The organism is Lentzea sp. NPDC036955 (assembly GCF_055608005.1).
Map to the genome: position 1 here is coordinate 368344 of NZ_JBVJRC010000008.1, position 21833 is coordinate 390176.

24 protein-coding genes are annotated in these 21833 nt (G+C 71.7%); 11 read left to right on the forward strand and 13 right to left on the reverse strand.

Annotated features, from left to right (window positions below; translation table 11 throughout):
- Positions 1-9 precede the first annotated feature (9 nt).
- The gene (locus tag ACZ7CF_RS28480) at positions 10-1413 is read right to left on the reverse strand and encodes an LVIVD repeat-containing protein (RefSeq protein WP_458434352.1); all 1404 of its coding nucleotides are present in this window, start codon (positions 1411-1413) and stop codon (positions 10-12) included.
- Between the two features lie 227 nt (positions 1414-1640).
- Between ACZ7CF_RS28480 and ACZ7CF_RS28485 the strand changes: the two genes are divergently transcribed.
- Entirely contained in the window at positions 1641-2243 is a 603-nt protein-coding gene (locus ACZ7CF_RS28485; protein WP_360391736.1) for a DUF305 domain-containing protein, read from the forward strand.
- A 24-nt stretch (positions 2244-2267) separates the two neighbouring features.
- On the opposite strand, the gene ACZ7CF_RS28490 is transcribed toward ACZ7CF_RS28485, so the two are convergent.
- On the reverse strand, positions 2268-2600 hold the full coding sequence (locus ACZ7CF_RS28490; protein ID WP_360391734.1) for an antibiotic biosynthesis monooxygenase family protein: 333 nt from the start codon (positions 2598-2600) through the stop codon (positions 2268-2270).
- 80 nt (positions 2601-2680) lie between these two features.
- Between ACZ7CF_RS28490 and ACZ7CF_RS28495 the strand changes: the two genes are divergently transcribed.
- Positions 2681-3271: a TetR/AcrR family transcriptional regulator gene (locus tag ACZ7CF_RS28495; RefSeq protein ID WP_360391732.1), complete on the forward strand. Its 591-nt coding sequence runs from the start codon at positions 2681-2683 to the stop codon at positions 3269-3271.
- On the opposite strand, the gene ACZ7CF_RS28500 is transcribed toward ACZ7CF_RS28495, so the two are convergent.
- Together ACZ7CF_RS28500 and ACZ7CF_RS28505 are read right to left on the reverse strand one after the other, a co-directional pair.
- Positions 3264-4073: an SDR family NAD(P)-dependent oxidoreductase gene (locus ACZ7CF_RS28500; RefSeq protein ID WP_360391729.1), complete on the reverse strand. Its 810-nt coding sequence runs from the start codon at positions 4071-4073 to the stop codon at positions 3264-3266. The genes ACZ7CF_RS28495 and ACZ7CF_RS28500 overlap by 8 nt on opposite strands.
- The gene (locus ACZ7CF_RS28505) at positions 4070-4969 is read right to left on the reverse strand and encodes an SDR family NAD(P)-dependent oxidoreductase (protein ID WP_470371003.1); all 900 of its coding nucleotides are present in this window, start codon (positions 4967-4969) and stop codon (positions 4070-4072) included. The genes ACZ7CF_RS28500 and ACZ7CF_RS28505 overlap by 4 nt, the downstream gene beginning before the upstream one ends.
- A 71-nt stretch (positions 4970-5040) precedes the next feature.
- On the opposite strand from ACZ7CF_RS28505, the gene ACZ7CF_RS28510 reads away from it, so the two are divergent.
- The 5 genes from ACZ7CF_RS28510 to ACZ7CF_RS28530 all read left to right on the forward strand — a co-directional run bounded on the left by ACZ7CF_RS28510 (position 5041) and on the right by ACZ7CF_RS28530 (position 9416).
- Positions 5041-5952, forward strand: a complete 912-nt coding sequence (locus tag ACZ7CF_RS28510) for a LysR family transcriptional regulator (RefSeq protein WP_470371004.1) — start codon at positions 5041-5043, stop codon at positions 5950-5952.
- Positions 5953-6029: 77 nt separating this feature from the next.
- A complete protein-coding gene (locus ACZ7CF_RS28515) occupies positions 6030-6923 on the forward strand; it encodes an ABC transporter ATP-binding protein (protein ID WP_470371005.1) in 894 nt (297 codons plus the stop codon).
- Positions 6910-7632 (forward strand): ABC transporter permease, encoded by a 723-nt coding sequence (locus tag ACZ7CF_RS28520; protein WP_458431143.1) that lies wholly within the window; start codon positions 6910-6912, stop codon positions 7630-7632. The genes ACZ7CF_RS28515 and ACZ7CF_RS28520 overlap by 14 nt, the downstream gene beginning before the upstream one ends.
- Before the next feature lie 3 nt (positions 7633-7635).
- Positions 7636-8796, forward strand: a complete 1161-nt coding sequence (locus tag ACZ7CF_RS28525; RefSeq protein ID WP_360391717.1) for a sensor histidine kinase — start codon at positions 7636-7638, stop codon at positions 8794-8796.
- Complete coding sequence (locus tag ACZ7CF_RS28530; RefSeq protein WP_360391714.1) at positions 8793-9416, forward strand: response regulator transcription factor; 624 nt, start codon at positions 8793-8795, stop codon at positions 9414-9416. Before ACZ7CF_RS28525 ends, ACZ7CF_RS28530 begins: the two co-directional genes overlap by 4 nt.
- A 161-nt stretch (positions 9417-9577) precedes the next feature.
- Here ACZ7CF_RS28530 and ACZ7CF_RS28535 read toward each other — a convergent pair whose 3' ends face one another.
- The 9 genes from ACZ7CF_RS28535 to uraH form a co-directional block, all read right to left on the reverse strand.
- The gene (locus ACZ7CF_RS28535; protein ID WP_458434353.1) at positions 9578-9907 is read right to left on the reverse strand and encodes an allophanate hydrolase-related protein; all 330 of its coding nucleotides are present in this window, start codon (positions 9905-9907) and stop codon (positions 9578-9580) included.
- The gene (locus tag ACZ7CF_RS28540; RefSeq protein ID WP_360391709.1) at positions 9792-10868 is read right to left on the reverse strand and encodes an XdhC family protein; all 1077 of its coding nucleotides are present in this window, start codon (positions 10866-10868) and stop codon (positions 9792-9794) included. The genes ACZ7CF_RS28535 and ACZ7CF_RS28540 overlap by 116 nt, the downstream gene beginning before the upstream one ends.
- A gap of 36 nt (positions 10869-10904) precedes the next feature.
- Positions 10905-12308, reverse strand: coding sequence for an NCS2 family permease (locus tag ACZ7CF_RS28545; protein ID WP_360391706.1), 1404 nt, complete (start codon positions 12306-12308; stop codon positions 10905-10907).
- Positions 12309-12412: 104 nt separating this feature from the next.
- Positions 12413-12874 (reverse strand): nucleoside deaminase, encoded by a 462-nt coding sequence (locus tag ACZ7CF_RS28550; protein ID WP_360391703.1) that lies wholly within the window; start codon positions 12872-12874, stop codon positions 12413-12415.
- A 19-nt stretch (positions 12875-12893) separates the two neighbouring features.
- Positions 12894-15080, reverse strand: coding sequence for a xanthine dehydrogenase family protein molybdopterin-binding subunit (locus ACZ7CF_RS28555; protein ID WP_470371006.1), 2187 nt, complete (start codon positions 15078-15080; stop codon positions 12894-12896).
- Complete coding sequence (locus tag ACZ7CF_RS28560) at positions 15077-16429, reverse strand: 8-oxoguanine deaminase (RefSeq protein ID WP_470371007.1); 1353 nt, start codon at positions 16427-16429, stop codon at positions 15077-15079. The genes ACZ7CF_RS28555 and ACZ7CF_RS28560 overlap by 4 nt, the downstream gene beginning before the upstream one ends.
- Positions 16426-16887: a (2Fe-2S)-binding protein gene (locus ACZ7CF_RS28565; protein WP_360391693.1), complete on the reverse strand. Its 462-nt coding sequence runs from the start codon at positions 16885-16887 to the stop codon at positions 16426-16428. Before ACZ7CF_RS28565 ends, ACZ7CF_RS28560 begins: the two co-directional genes overlap by 4 nt.
- A complete protein-coding gene (locus tag ACZ7CF_RS28570; protein WP_470371008.1) occupies positions 16878-17735 on the reverse strand; it encodes an FAD binding domain-containing protein in 858 nt (285 codons plus the stop codon). The genes ACZ7CF_RS28565 and ACZ7CF_RS28570 overlap by 10 nt, the downstream gene beginning before the upstream one ends.
- A gap of 2 nt (positions 17736-17737) precedes the next feature.
- A complete protein-coding gene (gene uraH / locus ACZ7CF_RS28575) occupies positions 17738-18040 on the reverse strand; it encodes a hydroxyisourate hydrolase (RefSeq protein ID WP_360391687.1) in 303 nt (100 codons plus the stop codon).
- 139 nt (positions 18041-18179) lie between these two features.
- Here uraH and ACZ7CF_RS28580 point away from each other — a divergent pair, with 139 nt between their 5' ends.
- The 4 genes from ACZ7CF_RS28580 (at position 18180) to ACZ7CF_RS28595 (ending at position 21802) form a co-directional block, all read left to right on the forward strand.
- Positions 18180-19619, forward strand: a complete 1440-nt coding sequence (locus ACZ7CF_RS28580) for a PucR family transcriptional regulator (RefSeq protein ID WP_470371009.1) — start codon at positions 18180-18182, stop codon at positions 19617-19619.
- Positions 19620-19711: 92 nt separating this feature from the next.
- On the forward strand, positions 19712-20026 hold the full coding sequence (locus ACZ7CF_RS28585; protein WP_458431148.1) for a hypothetical protein: 315 nt from the start codon (positions 19712-19714) through the stop codon (positions 20024-20026).
- A gap of 52 nt (positions 20027-20078) precedes the next feature.
- Positions 20079-20849 carry a hypothetical protein gene (locus ACZ7CF_RS28590; protein ID WP_360391679.1) on the forward strand — a complete coding sequence of 257 codons (771 nt, stop codon included), beginning with the start codon at positions 20079-20081 and terminating at the stop codon, positions 20847-20849.
- A 119-nt stretch (positions 20850-20968) separates the two neighbouring features.
- Positions 20969-21802 (forward strand): helix-turn-helix transcriptional regulator, encoded by an 834-nt coding sequence (locus ACZ7CF_RS28595; protein WP_360391676.1) that lies wholly within the window; start codon positions 20969-20971, stop codon positions 21800-21802.
- Positions 21803-21833 lie beyond the last annotated feature (31 nt).

The window sequence follows — 21833 nt, forward strand, 5'->3', positions numbered from 1 at the left end:
TGGGAACCCCTACCCGCGGTAGAAGTTGCCCTGGGTCTGCACGTTCAGCTCGTCCGTGCGGAACAGCTTCGCCACGAACGTGCGCGGGTCGCGCATGTCGATGACGTCGAAGCCGCGGCCCATCTCCGAAGAGTAGATGTAGCCGTTGTACCAGTACGTGGACCACGTACCGCCGCCCGCGCCGTTCGGCATCGGGCCGCGCTCGAAGAAGCCGATCTCACGCGGCTTGGTCGAGTCGGTGAAGTCCCACACCGAGATGCCGCCCTGGTACCAGGACTGCACCATGATGTCCTTGCCGGGCACCGGGATCAGCGACCCGTTGTGCGCGACGCAGTTCTCGGTGTCGCCCTGCATGCGCGGGATCTTGTAGTAGGACTTGAAGACCAGCTTGCGGTTCTTGCCCTTGCCCACGATGTCGTAGATGCCGTTGGCACCGCGGTTCGGGCCGATCTTCTCGTTGCACGTCGCGGCGCCACCGCCACCGAGCTCGTCGGTGAAGACGACCTTGGTGCCGCTGTTGTTGAACGTGGCGGAGTGCCAGAACGCGAAGTGCGCGTCGTCCTGGACCCGGTTGATCTCGACCAGCTTCTCCCGGTCGGAGATGTCCCACAGCACGCCGTCACCCATGCACGCGCCGGCCGCGAGGTCGAGCTGCGGGTAGACGGTGATGTCGTGGCAACCGGTGGTGGCCGAGGTGTAGCCGTCCTCGATGGTGCCGGGGACGCCGGGGTTGGCGCCGTCCGGGAACACGACCTGGGCCTTGAGCAGCGCGGCCGCGGCCGGGTTCTTCACCGGGACCTTGACGATCGAGATGAGGTCGTGCGGCGGCTGGCAGTCGGGGAACGTCGCGTTCGGCGAGTAGGACGAGACGTAGAGGTACACGTCCTTCTTGTTCTTGCCCGGCACCATCGTGTGGGTGTGCGAGCCGCACGCGGTCTCGACGGCGGCGACGTAGCGCGGGGCGCTCTTGTCGCTGATGTCGAAGACCTTGATGCCCTCCCACGACTCCTTGATCGTCGCCGACTGGGCGACGCTGGAGCAGGAGTTGTCGCTGCGCGACGAGTCAGTCGACAGGAACAGCAGGTTCCCGTACACCGAGATGTCGTTCTGCGAGCCGGGGCACAGCACCTGCGACTTGATCGTCGGCTTCTTCGGGTTGCGGATGTCGTAGATGACGAAGCCGTTGTAGTTGCCGACGAACGCGTAGTTGTCCTGGAACGCGATGTCGGTCTGCGTCGAGTCGAGCGGAGCCTGCTTGTCCAGGTGGGCGACCGGGACCATGTTGCGGCTGCGGGAGATCTCGTCGACACCGGGGAGGCCGTCGACCGCTTCCGCCTGCGCTTCGAGTTGAGCCTCGGTCAGACCCCTGCCGTCAGCGGGCAGGTCGGGCTCGGCGTACGCGGGCGCGGTCATCGTCGACAGCGTCAGCGCGAGCGCCCCCAGAACCGCCAACGGCGCTCTGCGCCGCCGGGCCGTTGCGCGTGAAGTCACTGCTTTACCCCCTCATCACAGGTTGGTGAGGGGGAGTATGACCCTTCGCCTTGCTAAAGGCCAGCGTCTTTCGGAGGGTTGTGGGGGTGTTCGTCCCCCTCGCGAAAAGCCGGGCAACGCCCGCCGCCGCGGACTGTATTGTCCGGTGCATGCGTTCTGGGCTCGTGGCGATCGTGGCGGCATTCGCCCTGCTGGCAGGCTGTACGTCGGAGCCGGAGCAGGCACCGGTCATCGCGCCGGACACCCCCGGCGGGTCGGCGCCGACCATCGCGGCGTCGGAGGCGACGGCCGCCGTCGTGCCGCCGCCCAACGACGCGGACCGCGAGTACGTGTCGATGATGATCGTGCACCACGAGCAGGCGCTGGCGATGACCAGGTTCGCGCCCGACCGCGCGGAGAACGCGACGGTGAAGGGCCTGGCCGACCGCATCCGGTACAGCCAGGAACCCGAGATCGGTGCCATGAAGCAGTGGCAGCGCACCAACAACATCGTCGGCTCGCACGGCGACCACGGGTCGATGCCCGGCATGGCCACGCAGGACCAGTTGACCGCGCTGGGGGCCGCACGCGGCAAGGACTTCGACCGGATGTTCCTGGAGTTGATGATCAAGCACCACGAGGGTGCGATCAAGATGGCCACCGACGTGCGCGCGGCCGGCCACAACGTCCAGGTCGAGGAGATGGCGGACGACGTGGTGGCCACGCAGTCCGACGAGATCAACCGGATGAGGGCCCTGCTGTCCACCCTGTGAGACGGTGCAGGGCTCGCTGCCCGGTCAGGACGCCTCGGTGCGCTGCCGCGGCAGCACCAGGTCCTCCGCGTGCGTGAACCGCTCGGGCTCGTTGCCCGTCACGAGACGTGCGATCGTGCGGTGGCCCTTGTGCGCCTCGCGGAACGCGTCGGAGGCGACCCAGGCGTGGAAGGCGTCCTCGGACTCGAACTCGTTGACCGAGACGTACGGCTGGTCGTCGCGCACCGGCTTGAGCAGCGTGCTGCGCAGCAGGCCGGGGACTCCGGGCAGGTGGGTGCGCATGGTGCCGCGGAAGTAGCGCTCGAACTCCTCGGACATGTCCGGGTTGACGAACATCCGGTTGGTCGCGATGAACATGCTGGCCTCCCTGATCCCGACGCTCTGTCGGGAACTATTCCAACACCCCGTCGGGAAAGCAAGCGCGATACGATCCACGGGTGCCGAGGATCAGCGCCGACACCGTTGCCGAGCACCGCGCCAACCGGTTGCGCGCCCTGCTGGACGCGGGGCGCGACATCGTGGCGTCCGAGGGCGCCGAGGCGCTGACGCTCGCGTCGCTGGCCAGGCGGGTGGGCCTGTCCCGGCCGAGCCTCTACGAGTACTTCCGCTCACGCGAGGAGCTGGTCGCCGCGATCGTGTCCGACGCGCTGCCCGAGTGGGCGGACAAGCTGGACGACGCGGTCAACAGCGCGGACAGCGTGCCCGCCAAGATCGAGGCGTACGTGCGGACCGAACTCGCGATCATCACAGACGGCAGCCACGGCGCGGTCGTCGCGTTGTCCGCGCACGCGCTGCCGGACGCCTCGCGCGAGCAGATCAGGGCCGAGCACGAACGACTGCTGGCGCCGCTCGTGTCGGTGTTCAAGACCGCGGGGGTGCAGCGCGCGCAGCTGCGGGCGATGCTGGTGCACGCCATGGTCGAGGCCTCGTCGCGCATGATCACGCCGGGGCGGACCGAGCACAACGAGGCCGTCATCCAGACGTTGCTCGACCAGGCGGTGCACGGGTTGCACCAGCCGCTCAGCTGAACGGCACGACCTCGCCGTACCGCACCAGCTCCCCGTAATGCGCCGGCTCGACCGGACCCAGCGCCAGGTCGAGCAGCGGTCCGGCGGCCCGGTCCGGGGTGGGTGCGGCGCTGACGTCCCACCACAGCGCGGACGTCGGCGTGTTGATCATCCCGGGGCAGACCGCGGCGACCAGGACCCCGCGCGCCGCATCGGTGTCCCGGCGCAGGGCGGCCAGCGCCCGGACGGCGGCGACCTGGCCGATCTTCGACGGGATGTTGACGAACGCGGGCCACGCGCCGGGACGGCCCGCCTTCACGTCGTCGCGCCACCGGGCGATCTGCGCGTCGACCTCGTCCACTGTGGACGGGTCGGCGAACCGCCCGTGCAGCACGGGTGCCAGGTGGTGGAGGGTGCCGAGCGAGCTGGCGACCACGAGCAGCCGGCCGCCGTCGTTGAGCATCGGCGCGAAGGCGTTCAGCAACCTCGTGGTGCCGAAGTTGTTGACCTGCGTGTACTCGTCGATGATCGCGCGCGGGTCGTCGTCGGGGCCGATGCGCATGACGGCGTTGCCGAAGACGACGTCGATGCCGCCGTGGCGCTCCTGGACGCGTGCCGCGAACCGGTCGATCGGGCCCGCCACGTCGAGCACCTCGCCGCGGACCTCGGCCCCACCCGCGGGGACGGCCGCGACGGCGTCGGCGACCCGCGTGGCGTCGCGGCCGGTCAGGTAGACGGTGTCCCGCGGGGTCAGCCGCCGCGCCAGGCCTTCGGCGAGCGCGCGGCCGAGGCCCTGGGTGGCACCGGTGACGAGGGCGATCATGCCTTCGCCAGCAGGGTCTCGGAGTACGTCCACAGCCGGGCGGCGGCGTCCGGGTCGAGTGCGAAGCGGGCGACCCCGCGCATCGGTGGCGTCTCGTCGCGGTGGTCGGCGACGCGCGTCTCGGCGCAGTCGTCGAAGTAACGGCCGCCGATGCCCTCCAGCAACGGTGAGGTGGCCACGAAGACCGAGGTCGCCGCGCCCTGCTCGACCGTCTTGACGATGGCCGGGTCGACCTCGCTCTGACCGATGTGGCGTTGCAGGCCGGTGAGGACGGCACCGGGCATGACGGCGTTCGCGGTGATGCCGTCGGCCGCCCACCGGCGCGTCGCCTCGACCGCGAACAGGACGTTGGCGGTCTTGCTCTGGCCGTAGGCGCCCCACGGTTCGTAGGGGCGGAACGCGTAGTGGACGTCGTCGAACACCACGGGCGAGAGCATGTGGCCGCGCGAGGTGAGGGAGACGACGCGGGCGCCCCCGGCGGCACGCAGCGCGCCGTGCAGACCGGTGGCCAGGGCGAAGTGCCCGAGGTGGTTGGTGGCGAACTGCCACTCCCAGCCCTGCTCGGTGTGCCGCTCGGGGCTCGCCATGACACCGGCGTTGTTGACCAGGACGTGCAGCGGTCCGCTCCAGCTCCGCGCGAACTCCTCGACGGACACCAGGTCGGTCAGGTCGAGGCGGGCGACCCCGGCCGCGCCGACCTCCCCGGCGACCCGCTCCCCGGCGGCGACGTTGCGCACCGCGAGGGTCACCTCGGCGCCCGCTCCGGCCAGTGCGCGGGCGGTCTCGACGCCGATGCCGGACGACGCGCCGGTCACGACGACGCGCTTGCCGGTGAGGTCGATCCCGTCGACGACCTCGGCGGCGGTGGTGCTGAACCCGAACTCCGTTTCGATCACGCCCTCGACGCTAGGCTCGGCCGAGCCATGCCGGTAGCGAAAGTTCAGCAGACGGGGTATGCGTAAACATCATGTCTTTGGCCAATGCGTCGCTGACCGCGCTGAGGGTGTTCCGCGAGGTGGCCGAACGCGGCACGCTGACGGCGGCGGCCACCGCGCTGGGGTACACGCAGTCCGCGGTGTCCCGGCAGATCGCGACCCTGGAGCGGGCGGCCGGTGCCGTGCTGCTGGAACGGCGGCACGACGGCGTGCGGCTCACCGCTGCCGGCCGGGTCGTGCTGCGCCGGGCCGCTGCCGCCCTGGACCAGGTCGACGCGGGTGCGCGCGAGCTGGAGGGCCTGCCGGCCTCCGGCGAGAGCACGGTGCGGCTCGGCTGGTTCGCGACGGCCGGGGCGTGGCTGCTCCCGCGGGCGCTGACGGCGCTGGCGCGCACCCACCCGTCGATCACGGTGGTGACGCGGGAGGGCAGCACGCCCGCGCTGGTGCGCGCGGTGCGGGCGGGCACCCTCGACGTCGCGCTGATCGCCTCGGCGCCGCCGTTCCGGGCCCCGGACGACGAGATCCCCGCGCTGGCCGTCGACACCCTCGTCGAACGCAGCCTGCGGGTCGCCGTCCCGACCACGCACCCGTTGGCGCGCAACGACTTCATCGACGTGGACGACCTGCACGGACAGCGCTGGATCTCCGGGCCCGGTGACCCGTCGGTGATGGGCGTGTGGCCGGGGCTGCCCGAACGGCCCGTCGTCGCGCACACCGCCCGCGACTGGCTGGCGAAGCTGCAGCTGGTCGCGGCGGGCCTCGGCATCACGACGGTGCCCGCGTCGCTGGTCCAGGTCGCGCCAGCCGGGGTGCGGGTTCTCCCCGTGCGCGGTGGGCCCGCCGAACAGCGCCGGGTGCTGCTCGCCCGGCTGCCGGGACCGGTGCCGGACCCCGTCGCGCGCCTGGCGGCCGCGGTGCGCACCGCCTTCGTGGAGACCGAGTAGCGCATCGACCGATCGGTTGATGCCGGTGCCGCCCGTCGTTCGATGATCCCCGGCGCGCGCTGCCCCATCGTGGTGGCATGGCGATCATCGAAGTGCGCGACATCGGGAAGAGGTACGGGCCGAAGGTCGCGGTGGACTCGGTGTCGTTCTCGGTGGCCGAGGGGGAGATCTTCGGCGTGCTCGGGCCGAACGGCGCGGGCAAGACGACGACGGTCGAGTGCGTGGCCGGGCTGCGGACACCGGACCGGGGGAGCGTGACCGTGCTGGGGCGGCCACCGGCGCACTCGCGTGCGGCGATCGGGGTGCAGCTGCAGGCCTCCGAGCTGCCCGAGCGGATCAGGGTCGGGGAGGCGCTGCGGCTGTTCTCGTCGTTCTACCCGAAGCCGGTCGACTGGTCGGAGCGGCTGGGGCTGACCGAGCACCTGACCGCGGAGTACGGGCGGCTCTCCGGCGGGCTGAAGCAGCGGCTGTCGATCGCGCTGGCGCTCGTCGGCGGGCCGCGGGTGGCGATCCTCGACGAGCTGACCACCGGGCTCGACCCGCAGGCGCGGCGGGACACGTGGTCGGTGATCGAGGACGTGCGCGCCGCCGGCGTGACGGTCCTGCTCGTCACGCACTTCATGGAGGAAGCCGAGCGGTTGTGCGACCGCGTGGCCGTGATCCGCGACGGACGCGTTGCCGCACTGGACACCCCGGCCGGTCTCGTGTCGCGCGTGGACGGTTCGACGCGGGTGCGGTTCGTGCCCTCGGCGCCGGTGGACGTGCCGGCGCTGCTGGCGTTGCCGGACGTGGCCGGGGTGGACCTGGCGGGGGAGCAGGTGGTGGTCACCGGCGGCGAGAACGTGCTGGCGGTCGTGACGTCGTGGCTGGCGCGCAACCAGCTCGTGGCGCGGCGGCTGCGGGTGGACCAGGTGTCGCTGGACGACGCGTACGTGGAGCTGACCGGGGGTCGTGATGATGCGGATCGTTGAGGTCGAGGCGCGGTTGTTCCTGCGGGACCGGCTGAACTCGTTGTTCGCGGTGGTGTTCCCGTCGCTGCTGCTGCTCGTGCTGGGGGCGGTTCCGGCGTTGCGGACGCCCGCGCCCGAGTTCGACGGGATGCGGTTCATCGACGCGTACATGTCGTCGTTGGTCGTGTTCACCTTGGCGTTCATCGGGTTGCAGCGCGTGCCCACGGTCGTGGCGACCTATCGGGAGAAAGGCGTGCTGCGGCGGCTGTCCACGACGCCGATGCACCCGGCGCGGTTGCTGGTGGGGCAGCTGGTCGTGAACTCCTGCGCCGCGATCCTGTCGGTGCTGCTCACCATCGTGGTGGGGTACCTGGTGTTCGGCGTGGACCTGCCGCACCACCCGGTGGGCCTGGCGGCGGCGGTGGTGCTGGGTGGCGCGGGCACGTTCGCGCTGGGACTGGTGATCGCCGCACTGGCCCCGAACGCGCGTGCGGCCGGTGGCTGGGCGACGGCGGTGTTCATGCTGCTGATGTTCTTCGGCGGCGTGTACCTGCCGCGGTTCATGCTGCCCCCGGTCGTGCAGGCGATCGGTTCCTTCACACCGCCCGGTGTGGAGGCGTTGCACCAGGCGTGGCTCGGCACCGCGCCGGGGTGGGGGCATTTGGCGATCATGGGGCTCGTGGGCCTCGTGGCGGGTAGCGTCGCGGCCACGACGTTCCGCTGGGAGTAGCTCGTGGACCAGGCCGCGCTGGACAGGTGGGAGCACAGGCTCGCTTCCGTCGCACACGTGATCCCGTACTTCGTGCTGACCGTGACGACCGCGCTGTACGCGATCTTCACCGAGCAGCCGGTGGCGGAGCGCTGGTTCACGTACGGCGTCGTGGCGTTCGGGTACGCGTGGATGCTGTGGTGGTTCACGCTGCACCCGCAGTGGCGCGGCCGGACCGAGCTGATGGCCGTGTTCGTGGCGGGCATGGTCGTCTTCTACGCGGTCCTCGGCATGCGCGAGCACTGGTTCGGCGCCGTGTCGTACGCGGTGTACGTCTTCGCGAGCGAGCTGCTGCGCCCGCGCTGGATGTTCCTCGCGACGGCGGGCACGGCCGTGCTGGCGACCCTGTCGTTGTTCGGCGGCTACCCGCCACCGGAGGCGCGACCGGCGTTCTGGTTGCTGCTGCTCGTGTTCGTGGTGGTGGCGTCCGTGTTCACGTTCGTCGGCCACGTGACGACCGAGCAGGCCCGGCTGCGCAAGGTGCTCCTCGACGAGAACTCCGGGCTGCAGGCGCAGCTGCTGGTGCAGGCGCACGAGGCCGGCGTGCAGGACGAACGCCAGCGCATGGCCGGCGAGATCCACGACACCCTGGCCCAGGACCTGGCCGGGATCGTCACGCAGCTGTCCGCGGCCACCCCCGCGGACTGGGAACACCGCGTCACGACGGCGGTGTCGCTGGCGCGCTCCGGCCTCGACGAGGCCCGCCGCTCCGTCCACGCCCTGCGCCCGCCCGCGCTGGAGGAGGCCGCCCTGCCGGAGGCGCTGGGCGAGGTCGCGTCCGGCTGGTCGGTCCTGCACGGCGTCCCGGTGGCGGTGACCTGCACCGGTTCCGCCCGCGCCATGCACCCCGAGGTGGAGGTCGCCCTGCTGCGCACCGCCCAGGAAGCCCTCGCCAACGTCGCGAAGCACGCCTCGGCCTCGCGCGTCGGCCTGACCCTGTCGTACATGGAGGACGTGGTGACCCTGGACGTGCGCGACGACGGCATCGGCTTCGACCTCGCGGAGCCCTCCGCGGGGTTCGGCCTGACGGCGATGCGGCACCGGGTGTCGCGGCTGTCGGGCGACCTCGACGTGGAGTCGGAACCGGGTGCCGGTACCGCGATCTCGGCGCGGGTGCCCGCGTGATCCGCCTCGTCATCGTCGACGACCACCCCGTCGTCCGCGACGGGTTGCGCGGCATGCTGGCCTCGCCGTCGTTCGAGGTGGTCGGCGAGGCCGCGTCGGGGGACGAGGCCGTCGCCGTGGTGCGCGCGCTCTCGCCCGACGTGGTGCTGATGGACCTGCGGATGCCCGGTTCCGACGGGCTGTCCGCCATCGAACGCCTCCGCGGCCACCCCTGCCGCATCCTGGTGCTCACCACCTACGACACCGACCGCGACGTGCTGCCCGCCATCAAGGCGGGCGCCACCGGCTACCTGCTCAAGGACACCCCGCGCGACGAGCTGCACCGGGCGGTCGTGGCGGCGTCGGCGGGGGAGGCGGTGCTGTCGCCGGCGGTGGCGACGCGGTTGCTGGGGCAGGTGCGGGAGCCGGCGTCGGAGGCGTTGTCGGCGCGGGAGCTCGACGTGCTGGGCCTGGTCGCGCGCGGGTCGACGAACCGGGCGGTGGCGGCGGCGCTGTTCATCTCCGAGGCGACGGTGAAGACGCACCTGCTGCACGTCTACGCGAAGCTGGGGGTGTCGGACCGCGCGGCCGCTGTCGCCGTGGCGTACGAACGAGGGCTGCTGAGCAGCCGCGGGCGCTGACGCGGCGGCGAGCCGTCGCGGGTGCGGCCGGAAGGAGGTCGAGCGGTGGTGCCGGGTCTGGGTGGTGGTCAGACCCGGTCGAGCAGCGGCGTCGCCGTCCCCCGCGGCGGGACCACCGTCGGTGGTCCCGCCGCCTGCGGCAACTCCCCCTTGCCACTCCCTCACCCCTCGACGTGTAAGAAGGCCCGCCAGTCGCCGAGATACGAGATGTCCTCGATGTCACCCGATCGGAGCAACGGGTCGACGACCGCGTCGCGCAGCACGGTGGCCAGGGCGGCGCTGCCGTCCTCCAGCTCGATGACGCCGATCTCCAGCTCCGGCGGTTCCGCGGGGACGAGGTGGTCGCGCAGGACCTTCAGCGGCAGGTCGTAGAGCTCACCGACCACCGCCGCCGTGCCCGACTCGTGCATGGCGGGGAACGTCCCCCGCACCGAGAAGTACCGGTACCTCGGGGCACTGCGGGCTCGGCACACCATCGGCGTGCCCTGCAGCTGGGAGTGCAGCGGGCCGCCCCGCATGCCGCCGCCGTTGAGGAAGATCAGTGCCATCTCGCTCCTCGTGGATCGGGGTGGTCAGGTCGGACAGGGGCGCGCCGGTGCCGCCGTGGCGCAGGGCCACCAGCTCGGCCGCGATGGACACCGCGGTCTCGGCCGGGGTGCGGCCGCCCAGGTCGAGACCGACCGGGGACCGCAGGCGGGCCAGCGCCGCGGCGGGGACACCGGCCTCGCGCAGGCGGTCGAGGCGTTCCAGGTGCGTGCGACGGGAACCCAGCGCGCCGACGAACGCGAGCGGGCGGGACAGGGCCTCGGTCAGCACCGGGACGTCGAACTTCGGGTCGTGGGTCAGCACGACCACGGCGGTGGTCGCGTCGGTGCGGGTCGAGGCGAGGTAGCGGTGCGGCCAGTCGACGACGACCTCGTGCGCCGCGGGGAAGCGCTCGGGGGTCGCGAAGACGGGGCGGGCGTCGCACACGGTGACGTGGAAGCCGAGGAACCGGCCGATCTCGGCCACGGCGGCGGCGTGGTCGATGGCGCCGAACACCAGCAGCCGGGGCGGCGGCAGCCAGGTCTCGGTGAACACGCGGTCCTCGAACGAGAACCGCACCGACACCGGCAGGGCGTCCACCGAGGCCTGGAGCGCTGCCCGCAACGACGGGTTGTCGCGCTGCACCAGGACGTCCAGCGAGCCGCCGCACGTCAGACCGGCCGCGAACGCCGTGTCGTCGGAGTACCCGAACGTGGCGAACGCGGGAACGGACGTCCTCAGCACCTCGCACGCCAGCTCGTAGACCTCGGCCTCCACGCAGCCGCCGGACACGCTGCCGGCGACCTCGCCGGACGGGCCGACGGCCAGCGCGGCGCCGACCGGACGGGGCGCGCTGCCCCGCACGGCCACCACCGAGGCGACCGCGAACCGGTCCCACGACAGCAAAGTCGAAGCGAGCTCACGCATCGAACCTCCCCACACGGTCGCCCGGCCGCCCGAGCGTCACTTGCCGGTGATCACGTCCACGCCGAAGTACACGGCGAACATCAGCGCGAGACCGGTCATCAGCCAGCCCGGCCAGCGGCCCTTGCAGATGCGCAGCACCACGTAGGACACGAGGCCGGCGCCGATGCCGTTGGTGATCGAGTAGGTGAACGGGATGACCGCGACGGTCAGGAACACCGGGATGGTGAAGTCCGCCTCCTGCCAGGGGATGCGGCGGATCTGGGTCATCATCAGCCCGCCGATCACCACCAGCGCCGGTGCCGCGGCCTGGGCGGGCACCACGGTCGCCAGCGGCGTGAACAGCAGTGCCACCAGGAACAGCCCGCCGGTGACCACCGAGGCCAGGCCGGTCCGGGCGCCTTCGCCGACGCCCGCCGCCGACTCCAGGAACACCGTGTTCGGTGCCGATCCCGTGACACCACCGGCGATCGCGCCGGCGCCGTCGACCACGAGGATCCTGCCCATCCCCTCCACGCGGCCGTCACGGGTGAGGCCCGCCTCGTCCGCCACCGACGTGATGGTGCCCATGGCGTCGAAGAAACCGGACAGCACCAGCGTGAACAGGAAGATCGTCGCCGCGATCACGCCCGCCGACACGAACCCGCCGAACAGGTCGATCCGGCCGAACAGCCCGAAGTCCGGGTGCCCGACGACCGACGAGGGCAGCCTCGGTGTCACGAGTCCCCAGTTCGGCACGGTGAACGCGGAGTTCACGACGACCGCCACGACCGTCGCCACCACGATGCTGATCAGCACCGCGCCGGGCACCCCGCGGGCCATCAGCACGATCATCAGCAGCAGCCCGAGGCAGAAGATCGCGATCGGCCAGCCGCTGAGGTGGCCGTCGACGCCCATCCGCACGGGCACGGTCGAGCCGGCGGCGTCCGGCGTGCGGGTCACGAACCCCGCGGACACCAGTCCCACCAGCGCGATGTAGAGCCCGATGCCCACGGTGATCGCGATCTTCAACGGTTCCGGGATCGCGTTGATGATCCGCTCGCGGACACCGGAGGCCGCCATGACCACGATGCACACGCCCTCCAGCACCACCAGCCCGAAGGCCTGCGCCCACGTCATGGCCGGTGCCATCTGGAACGCCACCACGCCGTTCACGCCGAGGCCGGCCGCGATCGCCAGCGGTGCGTTGCCGACCAGTCCCATGAGGACGGTCATCACACCGGCGGCGAGCGCGGTGGCCGTGGTGATCTCGGCGGTGGTGAGCTTGGCGCCGGTGATGTCGGCGGAGGCACCGAGGATCAGCGGGTTGAGCAGGACGATGTACGACATCGCGACGAACGTCGTGATGCCACCGCGGACCTCGCGACTGACCGTGCTGCCGCGTTCGGTGATGCGGAAGAACTGGTCGAAGGCGGACGACTGCCGCGTCCGTAACTGGGTCATGACGGCCTTTCCCATGCCGGTGGGCGCGTTCCAGCGCCGGAACGCAATTGAGCGATGCAAGCTCCGGTCAGCGAATAGCAGGCTTGTGGCCCTGGTGGTCGAGCTCAGTAGTCGATTCGGGTCGCGAGTGACGTCCAGGCGGTGAACGGGGCGGTGTCCTCGCCCGTGGAGATCTGGTGCACCGGCAGGTCCCACTCGTCGCGGGACCTGCTGAACAGCTCGTAGAACTCGCGGTCGTCGAACCCGGCCGCGGCGGCGTCGTCCCGGTCTGCGGCGTACACGACGCGGTCCACGCGGGCCCACAGAGCAGCGGACAGGCACAGCGGGCACGGTTCGCACGACGAGATCAGCGTGCAGCCGGTGAGCTTGAAGTCGCCGAGCACCCGGCAGGCCGCGCGGATCGCGACGACCTCGGCGTGGGCGGTGGGGTCGAGCGTGGGCGTGACCTGGTTGACGCCGGTGGCGACGACCTGGCCGGCGCGGACGATCATCGCGCCGAACGGGCCACCGCCGGCGGCCACGTTGCGGGTGGCCAGGTCGATGGTGGCGAGCAGATGTGCGTTCACAGCAACGAACTCCAGGAACTCAGGTACCGGTGAGGTGTTCCGGGCGGACCGGGACGCGGGTGAGCGCCAGGCCGGTCGCCGCGCGGATCGCCGCCACGATCGCCGGGGTCGACGAGATGGTGGGCGGTTCGCCGACTCCCCGGATGCCGTACGGGGCGTGGGGGTCGGCCAGTTCGAGCACGTCGATGCTCATCGGGGGCATGTCGAGCACGGTCGGGATGAGGTAGTCGGTGAACGACGGGTTGCGCACCTTGCCGCCGGAGGTCTGGATCTCCTCCATCACGGCGAGGCCGAGGCCCTGCGCGGACCCGCCCTGGATCTGCCCGACGACGGCCTGCGGGTTGAGCGCCTTGCCGACGTCCTGGGCGCAGTCCAGTGCCACCACGCGCACGAGTCCGAGCTCGACGTCCACGTCCACGACGGCGCGGTGGGCGGCGAACCCGTACTGCACGTGCGCGTTGCCCTGGCCGGTCTCGGGGTCGAGCGGTTCGGTGGCGCGGTGCCGCCACTCGACCGTCTCGTCGATGACCTCGTCGCCGATGTCCGCGCGGTCGCCGAGCCTGTCGCGCACGGCCAGGCACGCGGCACGGACCGCGCCCCCGGTCACGTACGTCTGGCGGGACGCGGACGTGGAACCGCCGTTGCCGATCGTGGTGTCCATCGGCAGCACGGTCACGGTCTCGATGCCGAGCTCGGTCCGCACGATCTGCTGCATGATCGTCACCAGGCCCTGGCCGACCTCGCACGCCGCGGTGTGCACGGCGGCGACCAGCGAACCGTTCACCATCGAGACGCGCACCCGCGCGGTCGAGTAGTCGTCGTAGCCCTCGGAGAAGCAGATGTTCTTGATGCCGACGGCGTAACCGACGCCGCGCACGACGCCCTCGCCGTGCGTGGTGTTCGAGACACCGCCGGGCAGCTCGCGGATGTCGGCCGACCTCCCGGCCGGCAACGGCTTGTCCTGCACCAGCTTCAGCAGCTGCGCGACCGGTGCCGCCGAGTCGACGACCTGCCCGGTCGGCATCACCGAACCCTCGGTCATCGCGTTGCGCACGCGGATGTCGACCGGCGACATCCCCAGCGCCTCTGCCAGCTTGTCCATCTGGGACTCGTAGGCGAAACCCGCCTGCACGGCACCGAACCCGCGCATCGCACCGCAGGGCGGGTTGTTCGTGTAGACGCCGTACGCGTCGATCGTCACGTTGTCGACCTCGTACGGCCCGACGCCCAGCGTCGCCGCGTTGGCCACGACAGCGGGGGTCGAGGAGGCGTACGCGCCGCCGTCGAGGTACATCTTCGTGCGGACGTAGACCAGCTTGCCGGTGCGGTCGGCGCCGTGCTCGTAGTACAGCACGGCCGGGTGCCGGTGCACGTGCCCGTAGAACGACTCCTCGCGGTTGTAGACCATCTTGACCGGCTTGCCGGTGTGCAACGCGAGCAGGCACGCGTGCACCTGCATCGACAGGTCCTCGCGGCCACCGAACGCGCCACCGACGCCGGACAGCGTCAGCCGCACCTGTTCCTCGGGCAGTCCCAGCGCGGACGCGATCTGCGCGCGGTCGACGTGCAGCCACTGCGTTGCGATGTACAGGTCGACCGAGCCGTCGGCCGCCGGCACCGCGAGCCCGGACTCCGGCCCGAGGAACGCCTGGTCCTGCATGCCGACCTCGTACCGGCCGGTGACCACGACGTCCGCGGTGACGTCCTGCGCGCCGCGCCGGATCGGCACGTGCCGCACGAGGTTCCCGCCGGGGTGCAGCGGGGTGTCGTCGACCGCGGTCTCCATGTCCACCACGGGTTCCAGCACGTCGTAGGTGACGACGATCTTCTTCATCGCCCGCAGCGCGGTCTCCGGGTGGTCCGCGCCGACCAGCGCGACCGGTTCACCCTGGTAGCGCACGACGTCCACGGCCAGCACCGGCTGGTCCTTGTGCTCCAGCCCGTACAGGTTGCGGCCCGGCACGTCCGAGTGCGTGAGCACCGCGTACACGCCCGGCACCTTCAAGGCCTCGGTGAGGTCCACCGACGTGATGCGGGCGTACGGGTGCGGTGAGCGCAGGGTCGCGCCCCAGATCATGTCCTCGTGCCACAGGTCCGACGCGTACGCGAACTCGCCGCGCACCTTGAGGTTGCCGTCCGGGCGTTGCGGTGACGTGCCGATGCCACCCGAGACCGCGGAGGTGAGCTCGGTGGGGGTGAGGGTCATCGCGCTGCCTCCTGGAGCTTGGTGCCGGCCGCGGAGAGGTCCCGCGCCAGCTCGTCGGTCGGCGCCGTGAGCAGGACCCCGTCCCGCACCACGACCTCTCCGCCCACGACCAGCAGTTTCACCGGCGGCGGCGGGCCCAGCACCAGTGCCGCCACCGGGTCCGCGATGCCCGCGTGGTCCAGTCCGGACAGGTCCCACACCGCGAGGTCCGCCACCTTGCCCGGTTCGATCGAACCCAGCTCGCCGGCCCTGCCGAGCACCTGCGCGCCGCCCATCGTGCCCATCCACAACGCCTTGCGGGCGTCGAGCGCACCCGGCCCGCCGCGCTGCCGTGCCTGGTAGAGCGCCGACCGCAGCTCGACGACCAGGCCACCGTCCTCGTTGGACGCCGCGCCGTCGACCCCGAGACCGACCGGCGCACCCGCGTCGAGCAGGTCCCGCACCGGCGCGATGCCGGTGCCCAGTCGGCCGTTGGACGTCGGGCAGTGCGCCGACCCCGTCGAGGTCGCGCCCAGCCGCTTCACCGCGTCGGCGTTGAGGTGCACGGTGTGCGCGAGCCACACGTCCGGTCCCAGCCAGCCGAGCTGCTCGGCGTACTCGGTCGGCGTGCAGCCGTTCTCCGCCAGGCACTGCTCTTCCTCGTCCAGCGTCTCGGCGAGGTGCGTGTGCAGCCGGACGCCGTGCCGTCGCGCCAGCTCGGCCGCCCCGGTCATCAGCTCCTTCGACACCGAGAACGGCGAGCACGGCCCCACGGCCACGCGGACCAGCGCGTCGTCCGCGGTCGAGTGGTAGGCGCCGATCGCGCGTTCCGTGGCGGCCAACGCGGCCTCGGTCTCCTCGACCAGGTTGTCCGGCGGCAGGCCACCGGAGGACTCGCCCCGGTCCATCGACCCGCGGACCGCCTCCAGCCGGATGCCGATCCGCCGCCCCGCCGACACCAGCGCGTCGAACACGTCCCCGCCACCGGAGGGGAAGACGTAGTGGTGGTCGGCGGCGAGCGTGCAGCCGGTCAGCGCCAGCTTCGCGAGCCCGGCCGACGCCGCCGCGTGCGTCACGGTGTCGTCCAGCCCGCGCCACACCGGGTAGAGCGCGGTCAGCCACTCGAACAGCGTCGCGTCGGTCGCGAGGCCCCGCGTCGCCCACTGGTACAGGTGGTGGTGGGTGTTGATCAGACCCGGTGTGACCAGGCACGACGACGCGTCCACGTACGTGTGCGGCTCAGCCGGCCGCGGTGCGGGACCGGAGCCGACGGCCTTGATCCGCCCGTTCTCGACGACGACGTGCCCGGACGCGTGCTCGGTCCCGGCCTCGTCCACAGTGGACACCGCGCAGCGGTCCAGGACGATCATCGGCGGGCCGCCGCGAGCCGCACGGCGTCCAGGATCTTCTCGTACCCCGTGCAGCGGCACAGGTTCCCGGCCAGCGCCTCCCGGATCTCCGGGTCGGACGGGTTCGGCACCCGGTCGAGCAGGTCGTGCGCCTGGACCACGAGACCGGGCGTGCAGAACCCGCACTGCACCGCGCCCGCCTCGACGAACGCCTCCTGCACCGGGTCGAGCCGGTCACCGTCGGCGAGGCCCTCGACCGTGCGCACCTCCCGGTCCTGCGCCTGTCCGGCCGCGACCAGGCACGCGCACACCGGCGCGCCGTCCAGGTACACCGTGCACGAACCGCACTCACCCTGCTCGCAGGCGTTCTTCGAGCCGGGCAGCCCGAGGCGCTCGCGCAGCAGGAACAGCAGCGACTCGCCCTCCCACACGTCGTCGGCCTGGCGCTGCTCGCCGTTGACCGTCAGGTTCACGCGCATGCCTGTTCCCCGTCCAAGAGTTCCTGCCACACCCAGCCCAGCGTCCTGCGTGCCAGCACGGCCAGCGCGTGCCTGCGGTACTCCGCCGACCCGCGCACGTCGTCGATCGGCGCGGCCGCCGTCGCCACCAGCTCCCCGAACCGCCGCTTCACCGAGTCCAGGAGCGGCGCCGGAGAGGAGAAGTCCAGCTCGGCGGCCAGGAACTCCTCCGCCTCGTGCGCCCGCCGCGGTGTCGGCGCCGCCGACCCGACCGCGGCGCCGGCCCGGTTCTCCGCCGGGAACAGCGAGATCGCGAACGAGCACACCGCGATCACCATGGCGTTGCGCGTGCCGACCTTGGAGAACTGCTGCGGCCCCTGCGCGGGTGCCAGGTGCACGGCCACGATCAGCTCGTCCGGCTCCAGCGCGTTCCGCTTGACCCCCAGGTAGAACTCGGCGGCCGGGATCATCCGCGTGCCGCGCGCGGAGGCCACTTCGACCACCGCGTCCGACGCCAGCAGCACCGGGTGCGTGTCCCCGGCGGGCGAGGCGGCGCCCAGGTTGCCGCCGACCGTGCCGCGGTTGCGGATCTGCGGCGAACCGACGGTCCGCGACGCCATCGCGAGCCCGGGGTGCGTGGTCCCGAGCTCGTCGATGATCCGCGCGTACGGCACCCCGGAGCCGATCCGCCCCTCGGTGACCGTGCGCAGCTCCTCGACGCGCGTCAGGTCGAGCAGCGCGGCCGGTCTGCGGTGGTCGAAGTTCAGTTCCACCATCACGTCCGTGCCACCGGCGATCGGCACGGCGTCGGGGCGCGCGGCCTTCAGTTCCAGCGCTTCGGCGAGCGTGGCCGGTCGGAGGAAGTCCATCGTCAGCTACCTCGGTAGGTGGAGTAGGCGAACGGCGAGAGGAGCAGCGGTACGTGGTAGTGCTGCGCCGGGTCGGAGTAGTCGAACGTGAGCACGACCTCGGGGAAGAACGGCGCGGCCTGCGCCGTGTCGAACACCAGCCGGTACACCCCGGCCTCCAGGCCGTCACCCCACCCGGTGACCCGGCCGTCCGCGTTCGTCTCGGCGGCGGCCACCTCGGTCCCGTCTCGGCGCTGCAGCGACACGGCGATGCCGGCGAACGGCCTTCCGCGGGCCGCGTCCAGCACGTGCGTGGAGATCGTCACTCGCCCTCCCCTCCGGTTGTGAGCCAGTACACAGACTCAGTGGTACAGGCAGCTACGGCGTGGCACATGAATCCGAGGACTCCTGGAGGTAACGAATTTGTGCTTTCCTACAAACCCGGATGGACGAGAGTGACACCCCATGTTGCTGCTGCGGACGTTGCTCGGCATGACGGAACTGCGGCTGAGCCTGCGGACCGGTGCGGACCAGCTCGACCGCGCGGTCACCCGCGTGTACGGAACGGAGCTGCCCGACCCCAGCCGGTACCTCTCCGGCGGTGAGCTGGTGCTGTCCGGCCTGCTGTGGCACCACGGCCCGCGCGACTCCGAGACGTTCGTCCGCTCACTGGCCGCCGCGGACGTCGCCGGCCTCGCCGCCAGCGAGACCGAGGACAGGCAGCTGCCCGCCGACCTCGTGACCGCCTGCGAACGCCACCGCGTGCCGTTGCTGGAGGTCCCCGTCGACCTGTCGTTCGCGACGATCACCGAACGCGTGTCGACGGAGCTCGTCGGCCTGAGCCGCCACCGGCGCCTGCTGAACGTCGTCGCGGAGGGCGCCGGGCTGCCCGCGCTGCTGACCGCGGGCAGCCAAGAGCTCCGCGCCCGCTGCTGGGTGCTGTCCACGACCGGCCGGGTCGTCGCGGGCGGCGAGCTGCCGGCCCGGGTGGCGCTGGTGAAGGAGTTCCTGCAGGCCGACCGGTTGCCGAAGGCGGTCAGGGGCACCACGCTCGTGCCCGTCTCCGAACGCGGCGGCACCCGGCTCACCAGCTGGATCCTCGTCGTCGCCGGCGAACCGCAGCCGGAGGCCGCCGCCGAGCTCGCCTCGCTCGTCGCACTCGAACGCCTGCGCCAGGCCCAGGGCCGCCGGATCGAGAACCGCACCGCGGCACCGCTGCTGACCGCCGTGCTCACCGGCGCACCCGACCTCGACTCCCGCCTCGCCGCCGCCGGTCTGGAGAACACCCCGCTGCGCGTCCTGTGCGCGGTCACCGGGGACCAGCGCGCCGACCTCGCCGCCGCCGTGCTGGAGGAGGCGCTGCCGCAGGCGCTCGTCACCCCGGTCGGCGACACCGTCTACGCCGTCGCGAAAGCCGATGACTCGGTGCCCGCCGAGGTGCGCGAGGCGCTGAGGGTCGTGGAACCCGGCCTCGGCTCGTCCCGCGTGCTCGTCGGCATCAGCTCCCCGGTCACCGCACGAGGCCTGCGCGGCGCGGCCGAGGAGGCGACCCACGCCCGTCGGCTCGGCGAACGGCGCGGCGGCCGCACGTGCGTGGTGGCGGGCGAGGAGATCGCCCTGCACCAGCTGCTGCTCGCCGGGGTGCCCGAGGAGCTGCGGTCCTCGTTGCGGCGCAGGCTCCTCGGCCCGGTGCTCGACTACGACGCCGAGCACGGGTCCGACCTGGCCGGGACGCTGCGGGTGTTCCTCGGCTGCGGCGGTTCGTGGACGACGGCGGCGCAGAAGCTGCACGTGCACGTCAACACGCTGCGGTACCGGGTGGGCCGGGTGGAGGAGCTGCTCGGCGTTGACCTGACCGAGTTCGAGTCCCGCGTGGACCTGTTCCTGGCACTGCAAACGCACTAGAACCCGTGTGGCGTTGTCAGTCTGACGGCTGATCCCGGTCGAGCCTTCAGGCTGATGCCGCCGGACACCCGCGTTTCCTACCGTTCCCGGACATGAGGATCGTCGTGGTCGCCGTGCTGGTGCTGATGAGCGGCTGCTCGGCGGCCACCGACGCCCGGCTGGTCGTGGAGGGGACGGGAACCGCCGACCAGCTCACGTACATGTTCCCCGGCGAGGACGAGCGGACCCTCAAGAACCCGGACGTGCCGTGGCAGCGCAGGGGAGCGCGCAAGGGCCGGTTCGTGGTGCGGCTGGAGGGCGTGCGGGGCGAGCTGACCTGCAAGATCATCATCAACGGCCGCCAGGTCAAGACCGCGACCTCCGCCTCCGGCGCCGCGCTCGCGTGCGATCACTCGATGGCCGTCTGATGTAAGCGGTGCGAAAGACCGTAGCTTCACCTACTCGGGGAGGTTACCGGTGATGAGTGACGTTGTGGCTGGTAGGAACGCTGCCGGCGAGGTTCGTTCCCGCGGTTCGCACGGCATTCCGGCGCAGTTGCGGCCACCGGCGCCGCCGAAGCACTTCGTCGGGCGCGCGGGAGAACTCGAACAGTTGCGGCCCAACGGGGTGACGGTCATCAGCGGCCCTGCCGGCGTGGGCAAGACCGCGCTGGCCCTGAAGTGGCTGCGCGACCGCGGCAGCGGCGACCAGCTGCACGTCGACCTGACCGTGCGCGAACCGGTCGAGGTCCGGCTCGGCCGCCTGCTGCGCGCACTGCGGCTCACCCACGTCGACCGCGCCGACCGCGCGGCGGCGTTCCGGTCGATCGTGCTGCGGCAGAGGATCACCCTGCTGCTGGACAACGCGAGCAGCGCCGAGCAGGTGCGGCCGTTCCTGCCCGCCCGCGGCACGGTCCTCGTGACGAGCCGCGCACCGCTGGACCTCGACGCGCCCGTGGTCGAGCTCGACCCGCTGACCGACGAGGACGGCAGCCTCCCGCCCCTGCTCGACCTGTCCTACGTGGAGCTCCCGGAACGGCAGGCCCGCCTGTACCGGCTGTGCGCGTGGCACCCCGGCGCCCACTTCGACGTGCCCGAGGCGGCGGCGATCGCCGGCGAGTCCGAGTGCGACGTCGAGGACGCGCTGGACGACCTCGTCGAGAAGGCATTGCTGACCGAAGTGGGCGACGACGCGTTCCGCTTCCATGACCTCGTGCGTGCCCATGCGCGCGCAAAACGCCATGCGAGTTAAATGTCTTTCGACGCGATCTAACGGCATTGCTCATCAGTGAAGGAACAGGTCGGCCATTTAACGGTTGTCCACAGCGGGTGGCCCATTCGGGAATCCGATTCGGTCTTATCCTTCGCGGCATGCCGAAGGATTTCCGGGCCACGACCCTCGAACGCGCCATCGGCCGGCGCCTGGCAGGGTGGCGGGACGAGCGGCAGCTCAGCCTGACCGAGGCCGGGCAGCGGGTGGGCTTCAGCAGCGCCAAGCTGTCGATGATGGAGAACGCCGTGCAGCCCTCCGCGGTGCTCGACATCATGGCGCTCGGATACGTGTACCAACTGCCGTCCGAGGAATGGCAGGCCGTGGTGCGACAGGCGCAGTATGCGGAACAGGTGCGCGCGCTCGACAATGCGCCGTTGTTCGACCCGGCCGCCGACTTCGCGAATCTTGTGTTCGAGGCAACGGTGTTGCGGACGTTCACGACGGACCTCGTCCCGCCCCTGTTCCAGCTCGCCGACTACGCGAGGGCCGTGCTGCACCACGACCCGCCGCGCGCCGAGCACCAGGCGGCGGCGCGGGAGGCGTGGACGAGCCGCGTCGGTGGCCGCGACCCGTTGCGGGTGCAGGCGGTCCTCGCCGAACCGGTGCTGCGGCCCGTGGTCGGCGGCCCGCGGGTGATGAAGGCACAGCTGCTGCACCTGATGGAGCTGAGCGAGCTGGACGGGGTGTCGCTGCGGATCGTGCCGCACAGCGCGGGCGCACACCCGGCGATGGGCACGCCGTTCACGTTGCTCAGCTTCGCGCACCGCCAGCACAACGACGTGGCGTACTTCGAGACGTTCGTCCAGGGGACGTACGTCGAGGACCCCGTGCAGACCGAGGGGTGTGCGCGGCGGTTCGGGGCGGTGAGCGACCTCGCGCTGGGGGAGGGCGAGTCGCTGGAGCTGATCGCGGAGGCGGCGGCGGAGCTGTGAAGCACGCCCCACCAGCGGTGATGTCGGGTTG

Excerpts from the sequence above, each read along its gene's own strand:
- ACZ7CF_RS28510 (WP_470371004.1), top strand. The coding sequence starts at position 5,041 with ATGTCTTTGGCCAATGCGTCGCTGACCGCGCTGAGGGTGTTCCGCGAG.
- ACZ7CF_RS28500 (WP_360391729.1), bottom strand. The coding sequence starts at position 4,073 with ATGATCGCCCTCGTCACCGGTGCCACCCAGGGCCTCGGCCGCGCGCTC.
- ACZ7CF_RS28545 (WP_360391706.1), bottom strand. The coding sequence starts at position 12,308 with ATGACCCAGTTACGGACGCGGCAGTCGTCCGCCTTCGACCAGTTCTTC.
- ACZ7CF_RS28490 (WP_360391734.1), bottom strand. The coding sequence starts at position 2,600 with ATGTTCATCGCGACCAACCGGATGTTCGTCAACCCGGACATGTCCGAG.
- ACZ7CF_RS28590 (WP_360391679.1), top strand. The coding sequence starts at position 20,079 with ATGAGTGACGTTGTGGCTGGTAGGAACGCTGCCGGCGAGGTTCGTTCC.
- ACZ7CF_RS28565 (WP_360391693.1), bottom strand. The coding sequence starts at position 16,887 with ATGCGCGTGAACCTGACGGTCAACGGCGAGCAGCGCCAGGCCGACGAC.
- ACZ7CF_RS28515 (WP_470371005.1), top strand. The coding sequence starts at position 6,030 with ATGGCGATCATCGAAGTGCGCGACATCGGGAAGAGGTACGGGCCGAAG.
- ACZ7CF_RS28480 (WP_458434352.1), bottom strand. The coding sequence starts at position 1,413 with ATGACCGCGCCCGCGTACGCCGAGCCCGACCTGCCCGCTGACGGCAGG.
- ACZ7CF_RS28540 (WP_360391709.1), bottom strand. The coding sequence starts at position 10,868 with ATGCGTGAGCTCGCTTCGACTTTGCTGTCGTGGGACCGGTTCGCGGTC.
- ACZ7CF_RS28595 (WP_360391676.1), top strand. The coding sequence starts at position 20,969 with ATGCCGAAGGATTTCCGGGCCACGACCCTCGAACGCGCCATCGGCCGG.
- ACZ7CF_RS28570 (WP_470371008.1), bottom strand. The coding sequence starts at position 17,735 with ATGGACTTCCTCCGACCGGCCACGCTCGCCGAAGCGCTGGAACTGAAG.
- ACZ7CF_RS28520 (WP_458431143.1), top strand. The coding sequence starts at position 6,910 with ATGCGGATCGTTGAGGTCGAGGCGCGGTTGTTCCTGCGGGACCGGCTG.
- ACZ7CF_RS28485 (WP_360391736.1), top strand. The coding sequence starts at position 1,641 with ATGCGTTCTGGGCTCGTGGCGATCGTGGCGGCATTCGCCCTGCTGGCA.
- ACZ7CF_RS28560 (WP_470371007.1), bottom strand. The coding sequence starts at position 16,429 with ATGATCGTCCTGGACCGCTGCGCGGTGTCCACTGTGGACGAGGCCGGG.
- ACZ7CF_RS28555 (WP_470371006.1), bottom strand. The coding sequence starts at position 15,080 with ATGACCCTCACCCCCACCGAGCTCACCTCCGCGGTCTCGGGTGGCATC.
- ACZ7CF_RS28585 (WP_458431148.1), top strand. The coding sequence starts at position 19,712 with ATGAGGATCGTCGTGGTCGCCGTGCTGGTGCTGATGAGCGGCTGCTCG.
- ACZ7CF_RS28580 (WP_470371009.1), top strand. The coding sequence starts at position 18,180 with ATGTTGCTGCTGCGGACGTTGCTCGGCATGACGGAACTGCGGCTGAGC.